At 54.1% G+C, this 21670-nt stretch carries 19 protein-coding genes; 9 read left to right on the forward strand and 10 right to left on the reverse strand.

Annotation, left to right across the window (positions count from 1 at the left end; all coding sequences use genetic code 11):
- Positions 1–43: 43 nt before the first annotated feature.
- Together rlmI and hspQ are read left to right on the forward strand one after the other, a co-directional pair.
- Complete coding sequence (rlmI, locus tag ACSEMK_RS16565) at positions 44–1246, forward strand: 23S rRNA (cytosine(1962)-C(5))-methyltransferase RlmI (RefSeq protein WP_430914983.1); 1203 nt, start codon at positions 44–46, stop codon at positions 1244–1246.
- A gap of 98 nt (positions 1247–1344) precedes the next feature.
- Positions 1345–1662: a heat shock protein HspQ gene (gene hspQ / locus ACSEMK_RS16570; protein ID WP_015367415.1), complete on the forward strand. Its 318-nt coding sequence runs from the start codon at positions 1345–1347 to the stop codon at positions 1660–1662.
- Between the two features lie 56 nt (positions 1663–1718).
- On the opposite strand, the gene ACSEMK_RS16575 is transcribed toward hspQ, so the two are convergent.
- The gene (locus ACSEMK_RS16575) at positions 1719–2132 is read right to left on the reverse strand and encodes a CoA-binding protein (RefSeq protein ID WP_087858124.1); all 414 of its coding nucleotides are present in this window, start codon (positions 2130–2132) and stop codon (positions 1719–1721) included.
- 157 nt (positions 2133–2289) lie between these two features.
- Here ACSEMK_RS16575 and mgsA point away from each other — a divergent pair, with 157 nt between their 5' ends.
- A complete protein-coding gene (mgsA, locus tag ACSEMK_RS16580) occupies positions 2290–2748 on the forward strand; it encodes a methylglyoxal synthase (protein WP_015367424.1) in 459 nt (152 codons plus the stop codon).
- Positions 2749–2778: 30 nt separating this feature from the next.
- On the opposite strand, the gene helD is transcribed toward mgsA, so the two are convergent.
- Positions 2779–4833 carry a DNA helicase IV gene (helD, locus tag ACSEMK_RS16585; protein WP_316424485.1) on the reverse strand — a complete coding sequence of 685 codons (2055 nt, stop codon included), beginning with the start codon at positions 4831–4833 and terminating at the stop codon, positions 2779–2781.
- 123 nt (positions 4834–4956) lie between these two features.
- Here helD and ACSEMK_RS16590 point away from each other — a divergent pair, with 123 nt between their 5' ends.
- Both ACSEMK_RS16590 and yccS read left to right on the forward strand, forming a co-directional pair.
- Positions 4957–5403: a YccF domain-containing protein gene (locus ACSEMK_RS16590; RefSeq protein WP_430914982.1), complete on the forward strand. Its 447-nt coding sequence runs from the start codon at positions 4957–4959 to the stop codon at positions 5401–5403.
- A 17-nt stretch (positions 5404–5420) separates the two neighbouring features.
- Complete coding sequence (yccS, locus tag ACSEMK_RS16595; protein ID WP_213317011.1) at positions 5421–7556, forward strand: YccS family putative transporter; 2136 nt, start codon at positions 5421–5423, stop codon at positions 7554–7556.
- Here the strand turns inward: yccS and ACSEMK_RS16600 are convergent.
- Positions 7544–8167: a TfoX/Sxy family DNA transformation protein gene (locus tag ACSEMK_RS16600; protein WP_435336611.1), complete on the reverse strand. Its 624-nt coding sequence runs from the start codon at positions 8165–8167 to the stop codon at positions 7544–7546. The two genes, yccS and ACSEMK_RS16600, sit on opposite strands and share 13 nt — an antisense overlap.
- 449 nt (positions 8168–8616) lie before the next feature.
- On the opposite strand from ACSEMK_RS16600, the gene sulA reads away from it, so the two are divergent.
- On the forward strand, positions 8617–9126 hold the full coding sequence (gene sulA, locus ACSEMK_RS16605) for an SOS-induced cell division inhibitor SulA (RefSeq protein ID WP_087858128.1): 510 nt from the start codon (positions 8617–8619) through the stop codon (positions 9124–9126).
- 352 nt (positions 9127–9478) lie between these two features.
- Positions 9479–10531: a porin OmpA gene (gene ompA / locus ACSEMK_RS16610; RefSeq protein WP_087858164.1), complete on the forward strand. Its 1053-nt coding sequence runs from the start codon at positions 9479–9481 to the stop codon at positions 10529–10531.
- Positions 10532–10624: 93 nt separating this feature from the next.
- Here the strand turns inward: ompA and matP are convergent, their stop codons facing one another.
- Complete coding sequence (gene matP / locus ACSEMK_RS16615; RefSeq protein WP_087858129.1) at positions 10625–11077, reverse strand: macrodomain Ter protein MatP; 453 nt, start codon at positions 11075–11077, stop codon at positions 10625–10627.
- Positions 11078–11262: 185 nt separating this feature from the next.
- Here matP and ACSEMK_RS16620 point away from each other — a divergent pair, with 185 nt between their 5' ends.
- Complete coding sequence (locus ACSEMK_RS16620) at positions 11263–13020, forward strand: AAA family ATPase (RefSeq protein WP_430914981.1); 1758 nt, start codon at positions 11263–11265, stop codon at positions 13018–13020.
- A 69-nt stretch (positions 13021–13089) separates the two neighbouring features.
- Complete coding sequence (fabA, locus tag ACSEMK_RS16625) at positions 13090–13608, forward strand: bifunctional 3-hydroxydecanoyl-ACP dehydratase/trans-2-decenoyl-ACP isomerase (RefSeq protein WP_015704907.1); 519 nt, start codon at positions 13090–13092, stop codon at positions 13606–13608.
- 93 nt (positions 13609–13701) lie between these two features.
- Here the strand turns inward: fabA and rmf are convergent, their stop codons facing one another.
- The 6 genes from rmf to rlmKL all read right to left on the reverse strand — a co-directional run bounded on the left by rmf (position 13702) and on the right by rlmKL (position 21623).
- Positions 13702–13869: a ribosome modulation factor gene (rmf, locus tag ACSEMK_RS16630; RefSeq protein WP_015704906.1), complete on the reverse strand. Its 168-nt coding sequence runs from the start codon at positions 13867–13869 to the stop codon at positions 13702–13704.
- A gap of 255 nt (positions 13870–14124) precedes the next feature.
- Positions 14125–14688, reverse strand: coding sequence for a membrane integrity-associated transporter subunit PqiC (pqiC, locus tag ACSEMK_RS16635; RefSeq protein ID WP_049051536.1), 564 nt, complete (start codon positions 14686–14688; stop codon positions 14125–14127).
- Positions 14685–16325, reverse strand: coding sequence for an intermembrane transport protein PqiB (pqiB, locus tag ACSEMK_RS16640; RefSeq protein ID WP_113374276.1), 1641 nt, complete (start codon positions 16323–16325; stop codon positions 14685–14687). The genes pqiC and pqiB overlap by 4 nt, the downstream gene beginning before the upstream one ends.
- Complete coding sequence (gene pqiA, locus ACSEMK_RS16645) at positions 16315–17583, reverse strand: membrane integrity-associated transporter subunit PqiA (RefSeq protein ID WP_032711301.1); 1269 nt, start codon at positions 17581–17583, stop codon at positions 16315–16317. Before pqiA ends, pqiB begins: the two co-directional genes overlap by 11 nt.
- Before the next feature lie 14 nt (positions 17584–17597).
- Positions 17598–19505: an ABC transporter ATP-binding protein gene (locus ACSEMK_RS16650; RefSeq protein WP_020079244.1), complete on the reverse strand. Its 1908-nt coding sequence runs from the start codon at positions 19503–19505 to the stop codon at positions 17598–17600.
- Between the two features lie 12 nt (positions 19506–19517).
- On the reverse strand, positions 19518–21623 hold the full coding sequence (gene rlmKL / locus ACSEMK_RS16655; protein WP_087858132.1) for a bifunctional 23S rRNA (guanine(2069)-N(7))-methyltransferase RlmK/23S rRNA (guanine(2445)-N(2))-methyltransferase RlmL: 2106 nt from the start codon (positions 21621–21623) through the stop codon (positions 19518–19520).
- Positions 21624–21670: the final 47 nt, after the last annotated feature.

Raw genomic sequence — 21670 nt, forward strand, 5'->3', positions numbered from 1 at the left:
GCCATTTTTCGGTGCCGACGCTCCGTCGCTTAAAGGTAGCCCCATGACAGATTCCATTATCCCACGCTTAGTATTAGCCAAAGGACGCGAGAAATCCCTGCTGCGTCGCCATCCATGGATTTTCTCCGGCGCCGTCGCCCGGATGGAAGGTAAAGCTCGTTCCGGCGAGACGATCGATATCGTTGATTCGCAGGGGAAATGGCTCGCTCGCGGCGCCTATTCGCCCTCCTCGCAGATCCGCGCCCGCGTCTGGAGTTTCGATCGTCATGAAGCTATCGATAATGCTTTTTTTGAGCGTCGCCTGCAGCAGGCGCAAACCTGGCGTCAATGGCTGGCCGAACGCGATGGTCTTGACAGCTATCGTTTAATCGCCGGGGAATCCGACGGCCTGCCAGGCGTGACAATCGATCGCTTTGGCGATTTCTTCGTCCTGCAGCTGTTGAGCGCCGGCGCGGAGTATCAGCGTGCGGCTATCGTTAGCGCCCTGCAAACCCTGTTCCCGCAATGCTCGATTTACGATCGCAGCGATGTGGCGGTACGTAAAAAAGAAGGGTTGGATCTGGCGCAGGGCCCGGTAGTAGGCGAACTGCCGCCGGCGCTGCTGCCTATTACCGAACACGGTATGCAGCTGCTGGTGGATATCCAGGGCGGCCATAAAACCGGTTACTATCTCGATCAGCGCGATAGCCGTCTGGCGACCCGCCGCTACGTCGCCGATAAGCGCGTCCTCAACTGCTTCTCTTATACCGGCGGATTCGCGGTTTCTGCGCTGATGGGCGGCTGCCGTCAGGTCACCAGCGTTGATACCTCACAGGAGGCGCTGGATGTCGCCAGACAGAACGTTGAGCTGAATAAGCTGGATCTGTCGAAAGCCGAATTCGTACGCGACGACGTGTTCAAACTGCTGCGTAAATATCGCGATCAGGGGGAAAAATTCGATGTCATCGTCATGGATCCGCCGAAATTCGTCGAAAACAAAAGCCAACTGATGGGCGCCTGCCGCGGCTATAAAGACATTAATATGCTGGCGATCCAGCTATTGAACCCAGGTGGCGTACTGCTGACTTTCTCCTGTTCCGGCCTGATGACCACCGATTTATTTCAGAAAATCATCGCTGACGCCGCAATAGATGCCGGGCGTGATATACAATTTATAGAGCAGTTCCGTCAGGCTGCCGATCACCCGGTGATCGCAACCTACCCGGAAGGTCTGTATCTGAAAGGGTTTGCCTGTCGCGTCATGTAACTTGAAAAGCGGAACATCGCCCACACGTTATTCTCATGACTCAAGAACATTTGAAGATGATGGATACAGTGGGCGCCAGCGTTTCCCGGGAGGTGACTATGATTGCCAGCAAATTCGGTATCGGCCAACAGGTTCGCCATACGCTACTCGGCTACCTTGGCGTAATCGTTGATATCGATCCAGAGTATTCGCTTGACGAGCCCGCCGCGGATGAAATCGGCGCCAACGATGAACTGCGCGCGGCCCCCTGGTATCATGTTGTGATGGAAGATGAGGACGGCCAGCCTGTTCACACCTACCTCGCGGAAGCGCAGCTCAGTAGTGAAGCCAGCGATGAACATCCCGAACAGCCGTCGATGGACGAACTGGCGCAGACTATCCGTAAGCAGTTGCAGGCGCCGCGGCTGCGTAACTGACTGGCCTATGTTCCCGATGCTTTGTTAAAAACCCCGTTAACACGGGGTTTTTTATTTTACTTCGCCAGCCCAAGCCGCGGAATTTCAATCGCAGGACAGCGGTCCATAACCACATTTAACCCCGCTTCACGCGCCATTACCGCCGCCTGTTCATTAATAACGCCAAGCTGCATCCATAGCGTTTTCGCCCCGATGGCGACAGCCTCTTGCGCCACGCCCCACGCCGCTTCGGAATTGCGGAACACATCGACCATATCGACCTTTTCAGGTACCTCCGCCAGGGTGGCATAGCCTTGTTGACCGAGCAGCGTTTTGCCCGCCACCTTGGGCGAAACCGGGATGACGTGATATCCCTGTTCCAGCAGATATCGCATGACCCGATAGCTCGGGCGGTCTGGCTTGTCGCTGGCGCCTACCAGCGCAATTGTCCGGGTGGTAGTCAGAATGCCGGCAATATCGTTCTCTTTCATCATAATCCTCCTGCACTTTAGCCCTAGTGTAAGCTAATCCGGGTAAACCAGCCATCCAGCCTAACTCACAGATACGGCAAAATTTTTCTCCCCGACGCTTGCAGCATCAGTCACTTCCAGTAATCTGTCTGCAAGTTAATATAAGTGGAACCCCATTATGGAACTGACAACACGTACCTTACCCGCACGCAAACATATCGCGCTGGTAGCACACGATCACTGTAAAGATCTGCTGATGAAATGGGTCGAACGTCACCAGGCGCTACTGGCACAGCACCAGCTTTATGCTACCGGGACCACCGGCAATCTGGTTTCACGCGCCACCGGGCTGGAAGTAAAAGCAATGTTGAGCGGCCCGATGGGCGGCGACCAGCAGGTGGGCGCGCTGATTTCGGAAGGGAAAATTGATGTACTGATTTTCTTCTGGGATCCGCTGAATGCAGTGCCGCACGATCCTGACGTCAAAGCGCTCCTGCGTCTGGCGACGGTTTGGAATATTCCGGTAGCCACGAATGCCGCCACCGCTGACTTTATCATCCAGTCGCCGGACTTTAATCAACCGATTGAAATTCTCATCCCTGATTACCAGCGCTACCTTGCCGAGCGCCTGAAGTAATACCCGCGGCGGCCTCAAGGCCGCCGATGCTCAGGGCTTTCGCGCCACCGGCGCGCCCAACTCCTGCAGCATCTCAACAAACGGCGATGGTCGTTCTTTATTGAACAGCAGCCAGACCCGCAGGCGGGCGCGGGTTATCGCCACATACAGTAGCCGACGCTCTTCAGCATCAGGGAAATCTTCCGGCTGTGGCAGCAATGCCTGTTCCATTACCGACTCTCTGGCCGGCGCCGGGAAGGCGTCATCACCCTCCTGCAAGCCCAACACAATAACAAAATCGGCCTGCTGGCCTTTGCTGGCATGAATTGTCATAAAATCTAGCTGCAGATGCGGCCAACGCGTTGCGGCCTTTTCCAGCGCGGCGGGTTTCAGATGGTGATAGCGCGCCAGCAACAAAATCCGCTGTTCGGGTTTAACGTAGCCGCTTAGCTTGTCGAGCAGATCGTCGAGTTTATCATCGGGCAGCAGGGTCACCGCTTTCTTATCGCCAGCGGTCAGGCTATTCAGCGGCTTAGCCAACTGATGCGGGTTTTGCTGAATAAAACCGTTGGCGATCTCGCCGATACGACCGTTAAATCGATAGGTGGTATCCAGCGCGCAACAGTCCCCTTCGCCAAAGTAGTGGTTAAATGCCGTCGTTAAAGAAAGCTGCGCGCCGCTAAAGCGATAAATCGCCTGCCAGTCGTCACCGACGGCAAATAACGTCGTCTGCTTATTTTGCCGGCGCAGCGCCGCCAGCAGCTCAGCGCGCTGTGGAGAGATATCCTGAAATTCATCCACCAGAATATGTTTCCAGGGGCTCACAAAACGGCCTTTATCCAGTATGTTAACGGCCTGGTGAATAAGCCCGGAGAAATCAACGGCATTCTCCTCTTTCAACGCCGTTTTCCAGGCTTTCAGCAGCGGGGCCATCAGTTTCACACGCTTATTAAAGAGGTCGCGTACCTCTTCAGGCGCGCTGGCGATCATCTCCGCCTGCGAGCCGCCATGCATACGCATCAAACTAACCCAGCGGTCAAGACGACCGGCCAGACGACGCAGCAGCGCGCGATCCTGCCAGAAATCGCCTTCGTCAATCTGCCACTCCATCTCATCCATCAACCACTGACGCCAGCCTTTGGCCTGCGCTTTTTTCTCCTGACACTGCTGCTGCCAGGCCTTCAACAAAAGCTTTTGCCGGGCGGCGGTATCGTTTTCCAGCTTACTGATCGCCGGCACCTTCTTGCTGCCCTGCTGAATAATATGTAACGCCAGTGAATGAAAGGTCCGCGCAGCAATCTCGTCGGTTCCCAATCGCTCCTGAATACGTTCATCCATTTCCTGAGCCGCCTGACGGCCAAACGCCAGGAGCAGGATCTGATCGGCTGCCGCCTCGCCGCGATTTAACAGCCACCCTGCACGAGCAACCAGTACCGAGGTTTTGCCGCTACCGGCGCCGGCAAGTACCAGCAACGAACGCTCGCCGTTAACCACCGCCCGCGCCTGCGCCGGGTTAAGTGGCGAAGACTCAATCTTATCGAAGAAACCGCGATACTGTTCCAGCATGGCTTCGGTATAGGCTTGATTATGCGCCAGGCGAGCCTCGTCGATATCGCTAAGCCAGCACTGACACTGGCGCCACAGTTCGCGGCAGTTATCGAATTCATCCAGACGGCACTCAGGAAAAGGCAGTCCGGTTAAGGCCTGGCGTATCTTCGCCTGAACATCGGCGACCTGCTGGCGGGTCAGCCACTTACCTTCGGCGCTGGCGCGTTCAATTTCACTTAACTGTTGGCGCAGTAATTGCGCGGCAATTTCGCTCATCTCCGCGCTCCACTGCTGCCAGAGATTATTGAGATGATGATAGAAATGCTGCGTCTCAGCCCATTCGGTACCATGCAAACGCACAACTTTGCTTTCAGGCAGCGCGAACTCCAGCTCGCCCCACACCAGACCGCGCTTACATTGAACTGACAATAACTGATTGAAAGGTATAAGATACTCATGACGATCGCCGGAGACTTTAACCCCGGCATTCAGCAACTGCACCCTATCATAAGGATGCTGCGCCATGCGTTTGCCCAATGTTGTCGCTTTAAGTTCCATATATCGCCAAATTTCAATCAGTTTGAATGTTTTTAAGTTTAACCGCCCGCGAGCAGGTGCTCCAGCGCAAAAAAACGTTACAATTATCGGGTCTTATTATCCATAGGGTTAAACAGAGGGTTTATGCGTACCATTCTGAATATTTTGAACTTTGTTCTTGGCGGTTTCGCCACCACGCTCGGTTGGCTACTGGCGACGCTGGTCAGTATTATTTTGATCTTCACGTTACCGCTGACGCGTTCATGTTGGGAAATCACCAGGCTATCGCTGTTCCCCTACGGTAATGAAGCCATTCATGTTGATGAACTGGAACCTGAAGCAAAAAACAGCTTACTGAACGCGGGCGGCACTATTTTGAACATTTTGTGGTTCATGTTCTTTGGCTGGTGGCTATGCCTGATGCATATCTTCAGCGGTATCGCCCAGTGCCTGACCATCATTGGTATCCCTGTCGGGATCGCCAACTTTAAAATTGCCGCCATTGCGCTTTGGCCAGTAGGACGCCGCGTGGTCTCCGTTGAAACGGCGTGCGCCGCGCGCGAAGCCAACGCCCGCCGTCGCTTTCAGTAATTGTACGGAACACTGTTATGTTAAGCCCCCTGCTCCGCCGTTATACATGGAATAGCGCCTGGTTATATAACGCCAGGATATTTATTGCGCTTTGTGGCACCACGGTTGCGCCGTGGTGGATTGGCGAAGTCAAACTCACCATCCCGTTAACGCTTGGCGTGGTTGCCGCGGCGTTGACCGACCTTGACGATCGCCTTACCGGGCGGCTACGTAATCTCGCTATTACGCTGGTCTGTTTCTTTATTGCTTCAGCGTCGGTGGAATTATTGTTTCCATGGCCGTGGCTGTTTGCAATTGGCTTAACTCTGTCTACAACTGGGTTCATCCTGCTCGGTGGGCTGGGTCAACGCTATGCCACCATTGCTTTCGGCGCCTTACTGATCGCTATCTACACCATGTTAGGGGTCACTCTGTATAATAGCTGGTACCTGCAGCCGCTCTTTTTGCTGGCTGGGGCCATCTGGTACAACGTATTAACGCTCGCCGGGCATCTTATTTTTCCCATCCGCCCGCTGCAGGATAACCTTGCGCGCAGCTATGAACAGCTGGCGCAGTATCTCGAACTTAAATCCCGACTGTTCGATCCGGATATCGAAGATGAAAGTCAGGCGCCGTTGTACGATCTGGCGCTTGCTAACGGCAAGCTGGTCGCGATGCTTAACCAGACGAAAGCGTCTTTACTGACGCGCCTGCGCGGTGACCGCGGGCAACGCGGTACTCGTCGCACCCTGCAGTACTATTTCGTCGCCCAGGACATTCATGAACGAGCCAGCTCATCGCATATTCAGTATCAGACGCTTCGCGACCATTTCCGCTACAGCGATGTGATGTTCCGCTTCCAGCGGATGCTGTCGATGCAGGCGCAGGCGTGTCAGAAACTCTCCCGCGCCATCCTCTTACGCATTCCGTATCAGCACGATGCGCACTTCGAACGCGCCTTTATGCATCTCGACGCGGCGCTGGATCGCGTCCGCGCCAGCGGCGCGCCGCAAGATCAGGTCAAAGCGCTGGGTTTTCTGCTCAATAACCTGCGCGCCATTGATGCGCAATTGGCAACCATCGAATCGGTGCAAACCAGCGTGCTGGCCAGCAACCACCCCGAAAACCTGCTTGCAGACGATCGCCCCAGCGGGTTTAGCGACATTTGGTTACGGCTGCGCAGTAATATGACCCCGGAATCGGCGCTTTTCCGCCACGCGGTGCGGATGTCGCTGGTGCTGTGCGCGGGCTATGCCTTTATTCAGTTTACCGGCCTCAACCACGGTTACTGGATTTTGCTCACCAGCCTGTTTGTTTGCCAGCCTAACTATAACGCTACCCGGCATCGCCTGGCGTTAAGGATCATCGGTACATTGATTGGCGTCGCGATCGGTCTACCGGTGCTGCTGCTGGTTCCTTCGGTCGAAGGCCAGCTGCTGCTCATAGTACTAACCGGTGTGCTATTTTTCGCTTTTCGCAACGTCCAGTATGCGCATGCCACTATGTTTATCACGCTGCTGGTACTGCTGTGCTTTAACCTGTTGGGCGAGGGATTCGAAGTCGCTTTACCGCGTATCCTCGATACATTAATCGGCTGCGCTATCGCCTGGGCGGCAGTGACCTTTATCTGGCCAGACTGGAACTTCCGTAATTTACCTCGCGTACTGGATCAGGCTATCAACGCTAACTGCCGTTATCTGGACGCTATTCTTGAGCAGTACCATCAGGGGCGCGACAACCGTCTTGAGTATCGCGTCGCCAGGCGTAATGCACATAACCGGGATAGCGAGCTGGCATCAGTGGTATCCAATTTATCCACAGAGCCCAAAGCCGATAACACAATGCGTGAAACGGCATTCCGCCTGCTGTGCCTGAACCATACTTTTACCAGCTATATTTCCGCATTGGGGGCGCACAGGGAAAAGCTGACGACTCCGGAAATACTGGCGTTACTCGATGATGCCGTCTGCTACGTTGATGATGCGCTGCATCATTCTCCCGCGGACGAACAGCGCGTTCAGCTGGCGCTCAGCAATCTGCAATCGCGAATTCAGCATCTGGAACCGCGAGCCGACAGTAAGGAACCATTGGTCCTGCAGCAGATTGGGCTACTGCTCGCACTGCTGCCCGAAATATGTCGCCTGCAGCGCCGGATTGCCGGTCAACCGGAGTAATCCTCCACGCCGTATCCTTGCGTATTAGCCCACTCCCGTAGCTCCTGGCGCCGCTGCGCCGGGAGCGCGGCGGAATGGGTGCCGGCAATCGCGCCCGCCAGGGACTCGAGGACATTGATTGATATTCCTTTATTATGCTCCCTCAATTTTAACCAGCTTTTTTCCGCACCGATTGTACGCAGCATTTTCACATCGGTTATTCCAGCATGAATCAACATCAATTCCATGTGGAAGCTGATATTAGGCAAATCCTTTAGCCTGCAGGAATCACGCTGATGCTGCTTTTCGCTACGCGCCGTATGCAATGACAGTTTAGAGAGATGAAACAGCATTTTACTGTCCTGCCATAATGCTTCATCTATACGGTAATATTTTAGCGCCACCGGCCGACCATTTTTGCGCATGATTAGCATTGGGCTATGATGCTCGACCCGATATTCTGCGCTTTGCTCACACACTCTAAGATAGATTTCGCCCTCGGCCACCATGGCAAACACGGTATTCTCTATCGCCAGGCTGTATCCGCCAAATAAAGGCCGGCTACTGATTTTGCCTAAGGGGGAAAGGCACTCCTGAAACTGGAGGAACCGTAATTTTGAAATTTTCTTCATGATCATTCCTTTGGTAATCATGGACATAAAAGTAATTTTATTAACGGATCCGTTATTGAAGAAAATAAGTGAGTTCGTTTTGTGCAGCAAGATGAATTTTGGCTTCATTTCAACCAGCTCGCCGTTTTGCGAGGCGCTTTCAGGAAAAAGTTATTCTGCAAATCCTGTTGCAGAGACTCGCTGAATACTTAAGCAATGTTAATTGATGAACAGCATATCGGCCCCATTGACGACATGGTCGGCAGCCGTGAAGTAGAGATTAATGGAGGAGAATGTCTCCAGCGGGTTCAGCACAGAGACCGTGAATTCATATAAATAAGTCGCTGCGGCTCTGATTCATAGGCGAGGAGAGTGAATAAAATATATGCGAAAATGGGAAAATGAGGTTGACGTTAACCCCTGGCAGATATACTGTATATGCATACAGTAACTCACAGGCGGGATAGACTATGTTTACTTCAGCTCACGCAAATCGTTCACCACTGACTTCGGCTTCAGTACGTCGCCCTTCGCACAGCGTCGTCGAACATTCAGCCACTGGGCTGATTAGTGAAATCGTCTATCGCGAAGATCAACCCATGATGACGCAGCTTTTGTTGCTACCTTTATTACAACAGTTGGGCCAGCAGTCGCGCTGGCAACTGTGGCTCACGCCGCAGCAAAAGCTGAGTAAAGAATGGGTACAGTCGTCCGGCCTGCCGCTATCAAAAGTGATGCAAATTAACCAGATGTCGCCCTGCAACACTCTGGAATCGATGATTCGCGCTTTACGTACCGGGAATTATAGCGTGGTTATCGGCTGGCTGGCGGATGAACTCACTGAACAAGAGCATGAACGTCTGGCGCAGGCTGCAGAAGAAGGTCATGCGATGGGCTTTATCATGCGTCCGGTGAGAAATACAAGCCAGCCTGGGAGACAATTAAGTGGGCTAAAAATTCACTCAAATTTATATCATTGAGTGAAATTAGGATTAATCCTGGAATTTTTTTTGCCTCATCAAAAACCATTCTCACAAAGTGGTTAATTTCACTGAGATCCCGGTGTGGTGCGGTTTTGCGACTTTTTACCGTGTTCACAAATTAACCATATTTGTTAAATATTGTGTATACAACCCTTTTTTTTCATATGCCTGACCGAGTTCACACTTGTAAGTTTCTAACTAAGTTGTAGACTTTACATCGCCAGGGGTGATCGGCTTACGCTGCATGTATCAGCATAGTTAACAACGAGTCACGCCCCCGGTGAAGGATTTAACCGTGAGGTCTTATGTACCTTCATGGCGAATTTTGGATGATAATGAGGCGCAAAAAATGAAAAAGACAGCTATCGCGATTGCAGTGGCACTGGCTGGCTTCGCTACCGTAGCGCAGGCCGCTCCGAAAGATAACACCTGGTATGCAGGTGGTAAACTGGGTTGGTCCCAGTTCCATGACACCGGCTGGTACAACAGCAACCTGAACAACAATGGCCCGACCCACGAAAGCCAGCTGGGCGCTGGTGCGTTCGGTGGTTATCAGGTTAACCCGTACCTCGGTTTCGAAATGGGTTACGACTGGCTGGGCCGTATGCCTTACAAAGGCGACAAAGTTAACGGCGCATTCAAAGCTCAGGGCGTTCAGCTGACCGCTAAACTGGGTTACCCGATCACTGACGATCTGGACATCTACACCCGTCTGGGCGGCATGGTATGGCGCGCTGACTCCAGCAACAGCATCGCTGGCGACAACCACGACACCGGCGTTTCCCCAGTATTCGCTGGCGGCGTTGAGTGGGCTATGACCCGTGACATCGCTACCCGTCTGGAATACCAGTGGGTTAACAACATCGGCGACGCAGGCACTGTAGGCGTTCGTCCGGACAACGGCATGCTGAGCGTTGGTGTTTCCTACCGTTTCGGTCAGGAAGACAATGCACCGGTTGTAGCTCCGGCTCCAGCTCCGGCTCCGGAAGTCACCACCAAGACCTTCACCCTGAAGTCTGACGTACTGTTCAACTTCAACAAAGCAACTCTGAAACCAGAAGGTCAGCAGGCTCTGGATCAGCTGTACACCCAGCTGAGCAACATGGATCCGAAAGACGGTTCTGCAGTTGTTCTGGGTTACACCGACCGCATCGGTTCCGAGCAGTACAACCAGAAACTGTCTGAGAAACGTGCTCAGTCCGTTGTTGACTACCTCGTAGCTAAAGGTATCCCTTCTAACAAGATCTCTGCTCGCGGTATGGGCAAATCTGATCCGGTTACCGGCAACACCTGTGACAACGTGAAAGCTCGCGCTGCACTGATCGACTGCCTGGCTCCGGATCGTCGCGTAGCGATCGAAGTTAAAGGTTACAAAGACGTAGTAACTCAGCCGCAGGCTTAAGTTTTCTACGATAAAAAACCCCGCTTATGCGGGGTTTTTTTTGGCCTGATTTTGAGTTCAAAGGAAAAATAAAGAGCGACATCGTAGCGGGACTTACTCTTTTCCTAAGAGCACCTGCAGATCGTGCTTCAGGCTCGACATCTTGCTGGCATATTTTTCTTTATGCTCGGCGTCTTCAATCAGCTGTACGATGGTTTCTGATAATGTCTTTCCTCGCCGTTGGGCAAGCCCGGCCAGGCGTTGCCACACAACGAACTCCAGATCGATGGACTTTTTCCGCGTATGCTGATGCTCGGCGTTGAAATGACGCTTGCGTCGTGCGCGAATAGTCTGCTTCATCCGGTTAACCAGCTCCGGATTCATATGCTGATCGATCCAGGTATTCACCAGAACAGGTTCATTTTCGAGCGTCAGCAAGACATCGACCGCGGCTTGCGCAGCGCTGGCTTCAATGTAGCGGGTAATCAGCTCACCTTCCCGGTGCTTCTTTACCAGATATTTCCATTTCCAGCCGCTTTCAAGGTTTTCCAGTTGTTGATATTTCATTGCGATCTCAATGTGACCGTGTAACTCATTTCAGGATATCAGTTTTTTCTGGATGTGCTGAGAATAAATCATCTTTCGTGATGTGGACGATTCCATTATCAGCGTGATAAACGCAATCCTCCGTGTGCTCAGACGCGGCTTCGGGTATAATCGCTCGTTTTACATCTGACTAAAAAACAGCGACTTTGACCATTACGAAACTTACCCGAAACGACCTCGCTCCTGATACGGAAAGTTATCAGGCGCTGTTTACCCAGGTCAAACTCGCCGAGACAGAGGCATCCCTCGCCGGCGATCTACAGCCCCGTTTATTTTATGCGCTGGAACAGCTTCTGATCACGCCAGCCATTTCATCTTTTATGCTGGTAAAGGCGCCGGAAGAACCGGAATATCTGCATTGGGTAGCCGAAGCCGCCCGCAGCCTGCAGCAATCCACAACAGCGCTCTTCGGTGTACGCTATCAGGTCAACGGCGGCAACGTAACCATGTCGCCGGCACAAAGCGCGGAAGACAATTTTGCCAGCAGCGGTCCGGTTGAATCCGCCGACTGGATTGAAGCGGAGCAGCTCTTTGGTTGCGTACGCCAATTTAACGGCGAAATTTCGCTGCAGCCGGGTCTGGTGCACCGCGCGAACGGTGGCGTCCTGTTGCTCTCCCTGCGTGCGCTACTGGCCCAGCCGCTGCTATGGATGCGCCTGAAGAACATGGTGACCCGTCAGCGTTTTGATTGGTTGTCCATTGACGAATCCCGCCCTCTTCCCGTTAGCATTCCCTCCATGCCGCTGAACCTGAGGATCATTCTGATCGGCGAGCGCGATGCGCTGGCTGACTTTCAGGAGATGGAACCGGAACTCGCGTCGCAGGCCATTTACAGCGAGTATGAAGACAACCTGCAGATAGCCGATGCCGACACCCTGAAACTCTGGTGCCAGTGGGTCTGGCAGAATGCTCGTCAGCTTTCGCTGCCGGGGCCGGCGGCGGACGCATGGCCGCTGCTGATTGCAGAAGGCGCGCGAGACACCGGCGATCAGGAGACGCTTCCGCTTTCCCCTCTCTGGATTAGTCGCCAGCTGCGTGAAGCGGCAGCCTTCTGCGAAGGCGAATTGATTAGCGGCGCGGAGATGCAAACCATGCTTGAGCGCCGTGAATGGCGTGAAGGCTATCTTGCCGAGCGGATGCGCGATGAAATTCTTCTCGATCAGATAATGATTGATACCGAAGGCGAATGCATCGGTCAGATCAACGCCCTGTCGGTAATCGAGTTTCCAGGCCACCCGCGCGCCTTTGGCGAACCTTCGCGCATCAGCTGCGTAGTGCATATCGGCGATGGCGAATTTATTGATGTTGAACGCAAAGCTGAACTGGGCGGCAATATTCACGCCAAAGGCATGATGATCATGCAGGCCTTTATCATGTCCGAGCTTGAACTTGAACAGCAGCTGCCGTTTAGCGCATCACTGACCTTCGAGCAGTCCTACAGTGAAGTGGATGGCGATAGCGCCTCAATGGCTGAACTGTGCGCTCTCATCAGCGCGCTGGCCAATGTGCCAATCAACCAGAGTATTGCAATTACCGGTTCGGTCGATCAGTTCGGTCGCGTCCAGCCGGTCGGCGGACTAAACGAAAAGATTGAAGGTTTCTTCACCATCTGTCAGCAGCGCGGATTAACAGGCAAGCAAGGCGTCATTATCCCATCTGCCAACGTCCGCCATCTGAGCCTCGCCCAGGAACTTCGCCAGGCCGTGGCTGATGAGCAGTTCTTTATCTGGGCCATTGATGATGTTACCGAAGCCCTGCCGCTTCTCACCCAGCTGCAATGGGATGGTGAAGGACAAACGCTACGACAAACTATTCAGGAACGGATTGCGCAGGCGATGCAACAAGAGACTCGCCACCGTTTTCCATGGCCGCTACGCTGGTTAGGCGGATCAAATTCGAACTGATCGGACTTGTTCAGCTTACACGTGTTAGCTATCCTGCGTCCCGAACTCAAAATAAGGCTTACTGAAAACATGGTAGATAAACGCGAATCCTATACAAAAGAAGATCTTCTTGCCTCTGGTCGTGGTGAACTGTTTGGCGCGAAAGGCCCGCAACTGCCGGCGCCGAGCATGCTGATGATGGACCGCGTCGTCAAGATGACCGAAACCGGCGGCAACTACGACAAGGGTTACGTTGAAGCTGAGCTCGACATCAACCCGGACCTGTGGTTCTTCGGTTGTCACTTCATCGGCGACCCGGTAATGCCTGGCTGTCTGGGTCTGGACGCAATGTGGCAACTGGTTGGCTTCTATCTGGGCTGGCTGGGAGGTGAAGGGAAAGGCCGTGCGCTGGGCGTAGGCGAAGTGAAATTTACCGGTCAGATTCTGCCGACGGCGAAAAAAGTCACCTATCGTATCCACTTCAAACGCATTGTAAACCGTCGCCTGATCATGGGCCTGGCGGATGGCGAAGTGCTGGTTGATGGTCGTCTGATCTACTCTGCAACAGACCTGAAAGTAGGTCTGTTCCAGGATACTTCCGCGTTCTGATTTACCTTCCGTACTTATTCTGAAGTACAAAAGGTCCTGAAGCACAAAAGGCGAAGCCTTCGCAGAGCGAAGGCTTCTTTTTTAAAGAGACAGTCAGGCAGTTTGCACCCTGTCCTCCATGGCTTCTCGCCAACCTCCTAGCCAATGGGACCTCTGATTAAGGGTCTGGTAGGGACACATTTCTTTCGATCTGCCGGTAATGCCGGCCTGATATCCACGCTGATGTGCCCGTTCCAGGCGATCTCGTTTTTGTCTCTTCATGCCTCGTTTCCCTCATTATTTGATCTGGTGGAAAAGAAAACAGTGGTCACTAAATATGCAACCACGTATAACCTTTACCGCGAAACGCAGGCAGCGTCAATGCGCAAAATTCACGCCAGTGTCATATTTGTGAGCTATATGAAAGTTCATTTGTACAAAAATCGTGAGCCAGCACAACTATCAATCTGAAGCGACAAATAAAAAAAGCCGCGGCGATTTTTCAGGTCGCGGCGGCTTTAATTTTATTAATTTTACTTATGGCAGGCGGTTCAGCTCACTCGCAATCGCGGTGGCTTCCTGGCTCCAGGCCTGCGCCAGGGTCTTAACCATCGCGTCGTAGCCATCCTGCTGTTGCTTAAGTTCAATATTGAACGGACGCTTAATCAGCTGCCCCTGATGCTTAAGCAACCATTCACCGCTCACAATGACCCGGCCATCATAGCGGCCGTGGAAGCCGCTAACGGAGACATTAAGCGTATCCTGCTCGCTGCCTAATGGCTGTGATGCCACCACCCAACCCGGCAGTTGGTTACTCAGATTCGCCACCAGCGTGGTACGTAACTGCTGATCCAGCGGGCTGGCCCACAGGTTGTTATTAGCAATCACATACTGCACATCGGTCGTCTGATAAACCACGCCATTCCCGGCCAGATAATCAGGGATACTGACCTGCTCAACCCACAGCAAATTCTTGCTCTGATGGGCGGCGCTTTGCGCGCCGCTCTTTGCTACCGGTAATTGATAGTAAGTTTTACTCTCACCACCGCTGCTGCAGGCCGTCAGTACGCATACCGCTGCCGCCACTAACCACTTTTTCATTGTTTCGCTCCCTTCGGCTGCGGATCTTTTTTATCCTTGGCCTCAAATACCAGCGCATTGCTCTTGTCGTTGAGGGTTTTCAGTACCGGCTGCAGTTCACGAAGTACCTGATCCAGTCGCTGCATATCCGCAACCATCTTATTGTAGGCCGCCGAGCCCGGCTGGAAGCCCTGCATACTGCGGTTCAACTCGCGCAACGTGCTCTGCATATCGGCAGGAAGCTGCTGCATCGACTGGCTTGAGGTGATCTTATTCAAGTTGTCGAGCGTAGTCTGGACACGCTGCATGGTTTTCTGGCTCTGCGCCAGGGTACTGGTCGCCTGCTCCAGCAGTGGGTTAATCGGCAGATTGTTGATCTTATCGAGCGCATCCATCAGACGCTGCTGGATTTGCGCCAGACCGCCGCTGACGGTTGGAATGATCGGATAGCCGCCGAACTCCTGAATCTTGCCGCGCGGAGGCGCTTTCGGATAGAAGTCGAGATCGATATACAGCGCGCCGGTGACCAGGTTGCCGGTTTTCAGCGAACCGCGCAGGCCGCGATTGATCAGATCGTCAATATGCGCGCGAATATTAGGGTCGCCGCCCAGCTGGTTGATTAGACGTTCCGGCTCAATACGCACTTCTACCGGGATACGATAATCATCGTTCAGGCTCTGTTTCAAACCAGGGATAAAGAACGGTACTTTGCCGACGGTACCAAGGCGAATACCGCGGAATTCAACCGGCGCCCCCGGCTGGAGGCCACGCACAGAATCTTTAAAGAACAGGACGTAATCGATATGCTGGGTGAACACCGAATCCTGGATACTCCTCTGATCGTCAAACAGGTGGTATTCCGTTTTATTCGCCACCGGCTCGCCGAGATCTAATCCTTCCGGAATGTCAAAGCTTACACCGCCGCCAAACAGCGTCGACAGCGATCCCATCTCAACGCGCATCCCCGCGGACGTGAGGTCAACCGCGATACCGCTATCTTTCCAGAAGCGAACGTTAGTCGTCACCAGGCGGTCGTTCGGCGCGTTGATAAACAGCTGGTAAGTGATGCGACGCTTCTGCGTATCAAAGGTGCTGGTTTCAACAGAACCGACGCGATAGCCGCGGAACAGCACCGGATCGCCAGGCGAGAGTTGCCCGGCTTTGCTACTTTCCAGCAGAACACGGATACCTTTGGCATCCGGTGAAGCCAGAGGCGGCGAGTCCAATAATGGATACTGCGGCGCCACAGAACCTGCTTTACCTGGCTGCAATTCGATATAGGCGCCGGAAAGCAAGGTGCCGAGGCCGCTGATCCCCTCGCGCCCCACCTGCGGTTTCACCACCCAGAACACCGAATCTTTATGCAGTAGCTTCTGCATCCCCGAGTTCAGACGCGCTTTAATTTCTACGTGTTTCAGGTCATCAGTCAGGATAGCGCTTTCCACTACCCCGACATCAACGCTGCGGCTCTTGATACGCGTTTTACCCCCTTCAATGCCTTCGGCGTTGGTGGTGATAAGCGTCACCTCCGGCCCCTGATGGCTATAGTGGTAAAACAGTATCCATGCGCCGATGAGCACAGTCACAATCGGAAAGATCCAGACCGGTGACCAGTTCTTCACCTTCTGCACTTTCGCTTCTCCGCTCTTATTTTCCATGCTGTTGCATTTCCTCATGGCTTGGATCTGGTTCACGGTCCCACAATAGACGTGGGTCAAACATCATGGCCGAGAACATGGTCATAACAACGACCAGCGCGAACATCACCGCGCCTATCGCCGGATAAATATTCATCAAGCCTCCCATGCGCACCAGCGCCGAGAGTACCGCGATGACAAAAACGTCGATCATTGACCAACGGCCAACAAATTCAACCACTTCATAGATTAGGTGCATACGCTCTGAATCACGCGCGCCGTTACCATTCGCGCTCCAGCACAGCCAACCGATAGCGATCATTTTTAACGTTGGCACCATGATACTGGCGATAAAGATAACCAGCGCAACCGGGTAAGAGCCCTCACTCCACAGCAGAACGACGCCCGCCATGATCGTCGACGGCATTTTATCGCCCAGCAGATCGGTAATCATAATCGGCAGAATATTGGCGGGTAGATAGAGCACAAACGATGTCATCAGCAGCGCCAGCGTCCACTGCAGGCTGTTTTTACGCCGCGGGGTACCTTTGGTGTGACAGCGCGGACACTCTTTCTCATCCGCTGGCAGCACCGCCGTACAGCACGAGCAGGAGCGTAACCCCTGTCGCAGCCCCGGCACGCCAGGGCGAAGCGGCTGCTTAATGACCGGCATTGGCGCAATGTCGTCCCATAACCAGCGGCGATCGACGCACTGAAACGCCCGCAACTGCAGCAGGCAGAACAGACACCAGGGAACAAAGCTCAGCCCTACGCCGATATCACCGTAGGCCATAAGTTTAACGAAGCTGACCAGCACCCCGGCGAGGAAAATCTCGGCCATCCCCCAGCTTTTGAGGTGAAACAAAATCCGCGCCAGAAACGCCTTCAAGCGTGAAGGCATATGAACGCGATTGACCAACAATAAGATGGTTACCAGACAAAACGCCGGGACCAGTTGGACAAACAGTAAAAAGAACGTACCGAGGCTGGCGTAATCCTCGGTGAACAACACATTAGGTATTTCCAGCAGCTCAATTTCGCTGCTGATCCCGCCGACTTTCATATAAACAAAAGGAAACAGGTTTGCCAGTAGCAGCATGAACAGCGCCACCAGCGCATAGGCCGTGGGACGCTGCCGGGGCGCGTCCCACGATGTGGTGAGCGTGGTGCCGCAGCGTGGGCATGCGGCTTTCTGGCGATGCTCCAGCGGCGGCAAAGCCACCAGCAGATCACATTGTGGGCACAATATGTGCCGCGCAGCATGATGATGATCGCACATGAACACTCCTCAGCTTAAGCGCCGTTTTTGAGTCCTTCGAGATATTCCCAGCGTTCAAAGGCCGCTTCCAGGGCCTGTTCCGCTTCCGCTAACTGCGCCAGCACCTGCTGGGTCTGGTCATGCGGCTGGCCGAAGAACGAAGGATCGGCAACTTTTTCCTGCAGCGTCTGCAGTTGAGTTTCCAGATCTTCCAGCTTCTGCGGCAGCTGTTCCAGTTCGCGCTGCAGGTTATAGCTTAGTTTGCTGGCGGCGCGTTTGACACTTTCTGCTTTCGGTTGAGCGACTTCCGCCGTTTTTTTTACAATCGGCTGTTTATTCGCCAGCGACTGCGCTTGCTGTCCACGCGCGTCGTGATAACCACCGATATATTGGCCGATACGCCCGCCGCCCTCGAAGATCCAGCACTCGGTCACGGTGTTATCGACAAATTGACGATCGTGGCTCACCAGCATCACGGTGCCCTGGTAGCCATCGATCAGCTCTTCCAGCAGTTCCAGCGTTTCGACATCAAGGTCGTTAGTCGGTTCATCGAGAATCAATAAGTTACTGGGTTTCAGGAACAAGCGCGCGAGCAGCAGACGATTACGCTCCCCGCCGGACAACGCGCGTACCGGGGTCATCGCCCGTTTTGGATGGAACAGGAAGTCCTGCAGATAGCCCAGCACGTGACGCGGCTTACCGTTTACCATCACCTCTTGTTTACCTTCCGCAAGGTTATCCATCACCGTGCGGTCCGGATCCAACTCCGCGCGGTGCTGGTCGAAGTAGGCGACTTCCAGCTTGGTACCGACGTGGATACGCCCGCTATCGGCCTGTAGCTGGCCGAGCATCAGCTTCAGCAGCGTGGTTTTACCGCAACCGTTCGGGCCAATCAGCGCAATCTTGTCGCCACGCTGGATTTGCGCGGAGAAATCTTTGACCAGCACTTTGCCGTCAACCTGATAGTTGACGTTTTCCATCTCAAAGACGATTTTGCCGGAGCGAGAAGCCTCCTCGACCTGCATCTTCGCGCTGCCCATAACTTCACGGCGCTCGCCGCGTTCGCGACGCATGGCTTTCAGCGCGCGGACGCGTCCTTCGTTGCGGGTACGACGCGCTTTAATCCCCTGGCGGATCCACACCTCTTCCTGCGCCAGCTTGCGGTCGAATTCAGCATTCTGCAGCTCTTCAACCCGCAGCGCTTCTTCTTTATCCAGCAGATATTGATCGTAATTGCCCGGATAGGTCACCAGCTTGCCGCGATCGAGATCGACGATGCGCGTTGCCATATTGCGGATAAAAGAACGGTCGTGCGAAATGAAGATGATGGTGCCTTTGAAAGATTTGAGGAACCCTTCCAGCCAGTCGATAGTTTCGATATCGAGGTGGTTAGTCGGTTCATCCAGCAGCAGTACGCGAGGCCCGCTAACCAGCGCGCGGCCCAGCGCCGCTTTACGCAGCCAGCCGCCGGACAGCGACGCAAGCTGCGCGTCGGCGTTAAGGCCAAGCTGCTCGATCACTTCGTTGATACGGCTATCTAACTGCCACAGCCCCAGGTTATCCAGCTGTTCCTGCAGGCGGGCCAGTTCATTTAAATTTTTGTCGCTCGGATCGGTCATCACCTGATGCGAAACGTCATGATAGGCCTTCAGGTACGCCGCCTGTTCAGCGATCCCTTCCGCGACAAAATCGTACACCGTACCGGCGACGTTACGCGGAGGATCCTGCTGCAGACGCGCGACGATCAGATCCTGTTCATAAATAATACGCCCATCGTCAAGACCCTGCTCGCGGTTGAGGATTTTCATCAGGGTCGATTTACCCGCGCCGTTACGCCCAACCAGGCAGACGCGTTCGTTATCTTCGATATGCAGTTCAGCATTATCCAGCAGCGGCGCATCGCTGAACGAAAGCCAGGCGCCGTGCATACTAATCAGTGACATTCTTTATTCCTTTCAGGCCGCGGTAATCAGCCAGCAGTTGTGGATCTGACGGTTGCGAGCAAAATCCTGCGACAGCGTTTTTTGCGAAATTTCTTGCGCCTTCAGGCCAAGCGCCGCCAGCCCGTCATGATCCATACGGAAACCGCGTTTGTTATTCGAGAACATAATCGTGCCGCCTTTACGCAGCAGACGTTTTAGATCGGTCATCAGACGGATATGATCGCGCTGCACGTCAAAGGCGTCTTCCATTCGTTTGGAGTTGGAGAAGGTCGGCGGATCGATAAAGATCAGATCGAACTGCTCGGTACTTTCCCGCAGCCAACCCAGCACGTCCGCCTGCATCAGGCGATGCGCGCGGCCGGTTAAGCCATTGAGACGCAGGTTGCGTTCCGCCCACTCCAAATAGGTGCGCGACATATCGACGGTGGTGGTTGAACGCGCGCCGCCCAGACCGGCGTGGACGCTGGCGCTGCCGGTATAGGAGAACAGGTTGAGGAAATCCTTACCCTTACTCATCTGGCCCAGCATACGACGGGCGATACGGTGGTCGAGGAACAGACCGGTGTCGAGATAGTCGGTAAGGTTAACCCACAAACGCGCGTTATACTCCTGTACCTCAATAAAGTCGCCCTTCTCTGCCATCTTCTGGTACTGATTTTTACCCTTCTGCCGTTCACGGGTCTTCAGCACCAGTTTATTCGGCGCGATCCCCAATACCGCGATAGTCGCGGCGATAATATCGAACAGACGCTGGCGCGCTTTGTGCGCATCGACGGTTTTCGGCGGCGCGTACTCCTGCACCACCACCCATTCGCCGTAGCGGTCGATAGCCACGTTGTATTCCGGCAAATCGGCATCGTACAGGCGATAGCATTCAATACCTTCCTGACGAGCCCACTTTTCAAACTTCTTCAGATTTTTGCGCAAGCGGTTAGCAAAATCTTCCGCCAGCATCGCCGGCTTGCCGCCTTCGCTTTCCGCCAGATGATAGTTCTTCTGTACGCAGTCCAGCGGGCCGTTTTTGGCTTTAAACTGTTTATCGGCGCGCAGCTGCAGGCAGCTCAGCAATTCCGGCGAGGCGCTGAAGACCGACAGGTTCCAGCCGCCAAACTGGTTTTTCATAATCCGTCCCAGCAGGCTGTGCAGGGCAATCAGCGCCGGTTCGCTTTCCAGACGCTCGCCGTACGGCGGGTTGCTGATAACGGTGCCGTACGGGCCTTTCGGCAGCGGATTATTGAGCTGCGCGACGTCTTTCACTTCGAAATTGATGAGCTCGCCAATACCGGCGCGGCGGGCATTGCGGCGCGCGCGTTCAATTACGCGCTCGTCGACATCAGAGCCGTAGAAGCGTGATTCATAAGCCGCCAGCCCCTGGCGAGCGCGCGTTTGCGCCTCAGCTTTTACCTCTTTCCAGATAGCGTCATCGTGCTGCGCCCAGCCGCCGAAGCCCCAGTGGCCGCGGTGTAAGCCCGGCGCGCGATCGGTCGCCAGCATCGCCGCTTCAATCAGCAATGTGCCGGAGCCGCACATCGGATCGAGCAGCGGCGTTCCCGCCATCCAGCCGGAGCGCATGACGATTGCCGCCGCGAGGTTTTCTTTGATAGGCGCCATGCCGGTACCATCACGGTATCCGCGCAGATGCAGACCTTCGCCGCTCAGATCCAGCGAGATATGCGCCGTCTCTTTGTTCAGCCAGACGTTGATACGCAGATCGGGATTTTCACGATCGACATTCGGACGCGGCAGGTTTTTACGCGTGAAGCTATCGACGATAGCGTCTTTGACTTTTAATGCGCCATACTGACTATTGCGGATCTCATCATTGAGGCCGCTAAAATGCACCGCGAAGGTGGCGTCAGTGGTAAAGATCTCCGTCCACGGAATCGATTGAACCCCCAGGTAGAGATCCAGATCGCTATACACGCTGCACTCACCCAGCGGCAGCATGATGCGCGAGGCCAGCCGGCTCCACATCAGGCTTTGATACAGCAGGCGCGTATCTCCCTGAAAATGAACCCCGCCCTGGACGACCTGGCACTCCGTGGCGCCAAGTCCTTCCAGTTCAGTTTTTAACAGCTCTTCGAGACCGCGAGCCGTGCTGGCAAACAGAGATTTCATATCGTCACTTTTACTTAAAGAAAATTGGTGCGCATTATAGCCAATAT

It is taken from the genome of Klebsiella sp. K-3, from assembly GCF_051207495.1.
Taxonomy (GTDB): domain Bacteria; phylum Pseudomonadota; class Gammaproteobacteria; order Enterobacterales; family Enterobacteriaceae; genus Klebsiella; species Klebsiella aerogenes.

Excerpts from the sequence above, each read along its gene's own strand:
- rlmI (WP_430914983.1), top strand. The coding sequence starts at position 44 with ATGACAGATTCCATTATCCCACGCTTAGTATTAGCCAAAGGACGCGAG.
- hspQ (WP_015367415.1), top strand. The coding sequence starts at position 1,345 with ATGATTGCCAGCAAATTCGGTATCGGCCAACAGGTTCGCCATACGCTA.
- ACSEMK_RS16575 (WP_087858124.1), bottom strand. The coding sequence starts at position 2,132 with ATGAAAGAGAACGATATTGCCGGCATTCTGACTACCACCCGGACAATT.
- mgsA (WP_015367424.1), top strand. The coding sequence starts at position 2,290 with ATGGAACTGACAACACGTACCTTACCCGCACGCAAACATATCGCGCTG.
- helD (WP_316424485.1), bottom strand. The coding sequence starts at position 4,833 with ATGGAACTTAAAGCGACAACATTGGGCAAACGCATGGCGCAGCATCCT.
- ACSEMK_RS16590 (WP_430914982.1), top strand. The coding sequence starts at position 4,957 with ATGCGTACCATTCTGAATATTTTGAACTTTGTTCTTGGCGGTTTCGCC.
- yccS (WP_213317011.1), top strand. The coding sequence starts at position 5,421 with ATGTTAAGCCCCCTGCTCCGCCGTTATACATGGAATAGCGCCTGGTTA.
- ACSEMK_RS16600 (WP_435336611.1), bottom strand. The coding sequence starts at position 8,167 with ATGAAGAAAATTTCAAAATTACGGTTCCTCCAGTTTCAGGAGTGCCTT.
- sulA (WP_087858128.1), top strand. The coding sequence starts at position 8,617 with ATGTTTACTTCAGCTCACGCAAATCGTTCACCACTGACTTCGGCTTCA.
- ompA (WP_087858164.1), top strand. The coding sequence starts at position 9,479 with ATGAAAAAGACAGCTATCGCGATTGCAGTGGCACTGGCTGGCTTCGCT.
- matP (WP_087858129.1), bottom strand. The coding sequence starts at position 11,077 with ATGAAATATCAACAACTGGAAAACCTTGAAAGCGGCTGGAAATGGAAA.
- fabA (WP_015704907.1), top strand. The coding sequence starts at position 13,090 with ATGGTAGATAAACGCGAATCCTATACAAAAGAAGATCTTCTTGCCTCT.
- rmf (WP_015704906.1), bottom strand. The coding sequence starts at position 13,869 with ATGAAGAGACAAAAACGAGATCGCCTGGAACGGGCACATCAGCGTGGA.
- pqiC (WP_049051536.1), bottom strand. The coding sequence starts at position 14,688 with ATGAAAAAGTGGTTAGTGGCGGCAGCGGTATGCGTACTGACGGCCTGC.
- pqiB (WP_113374276.1), bottom strand. The coding sequence starts at position 16,325 with ATGGAAAATAAGAGCGGAGAAGCGAAAGTGCAGAAGGTGAAGAACTGG.
- pqiA (WP_032711301.1), bottom strand. The coding sequence starts at position 17,583 with ATGTGCGATCATCATCATGCTGCGCGGCACATATTGTGCCCACAATGT.
- ACSEMK_RS16650 (WP_020079244.1), bottom strand. The coding sequence starts at position 19,505 with ATGTCACTGATTAGTATGCACGGCGCCTGGCTTTCGTTCAGCGATGCG.
- rlmKL (WP_087858132.1), bottom strand. The coding sequence starts at position 21,623 with ATGAAATCTCTGTTTGCCAGCACGGCTCGCGGTCTCGAAGAGCTGTTA.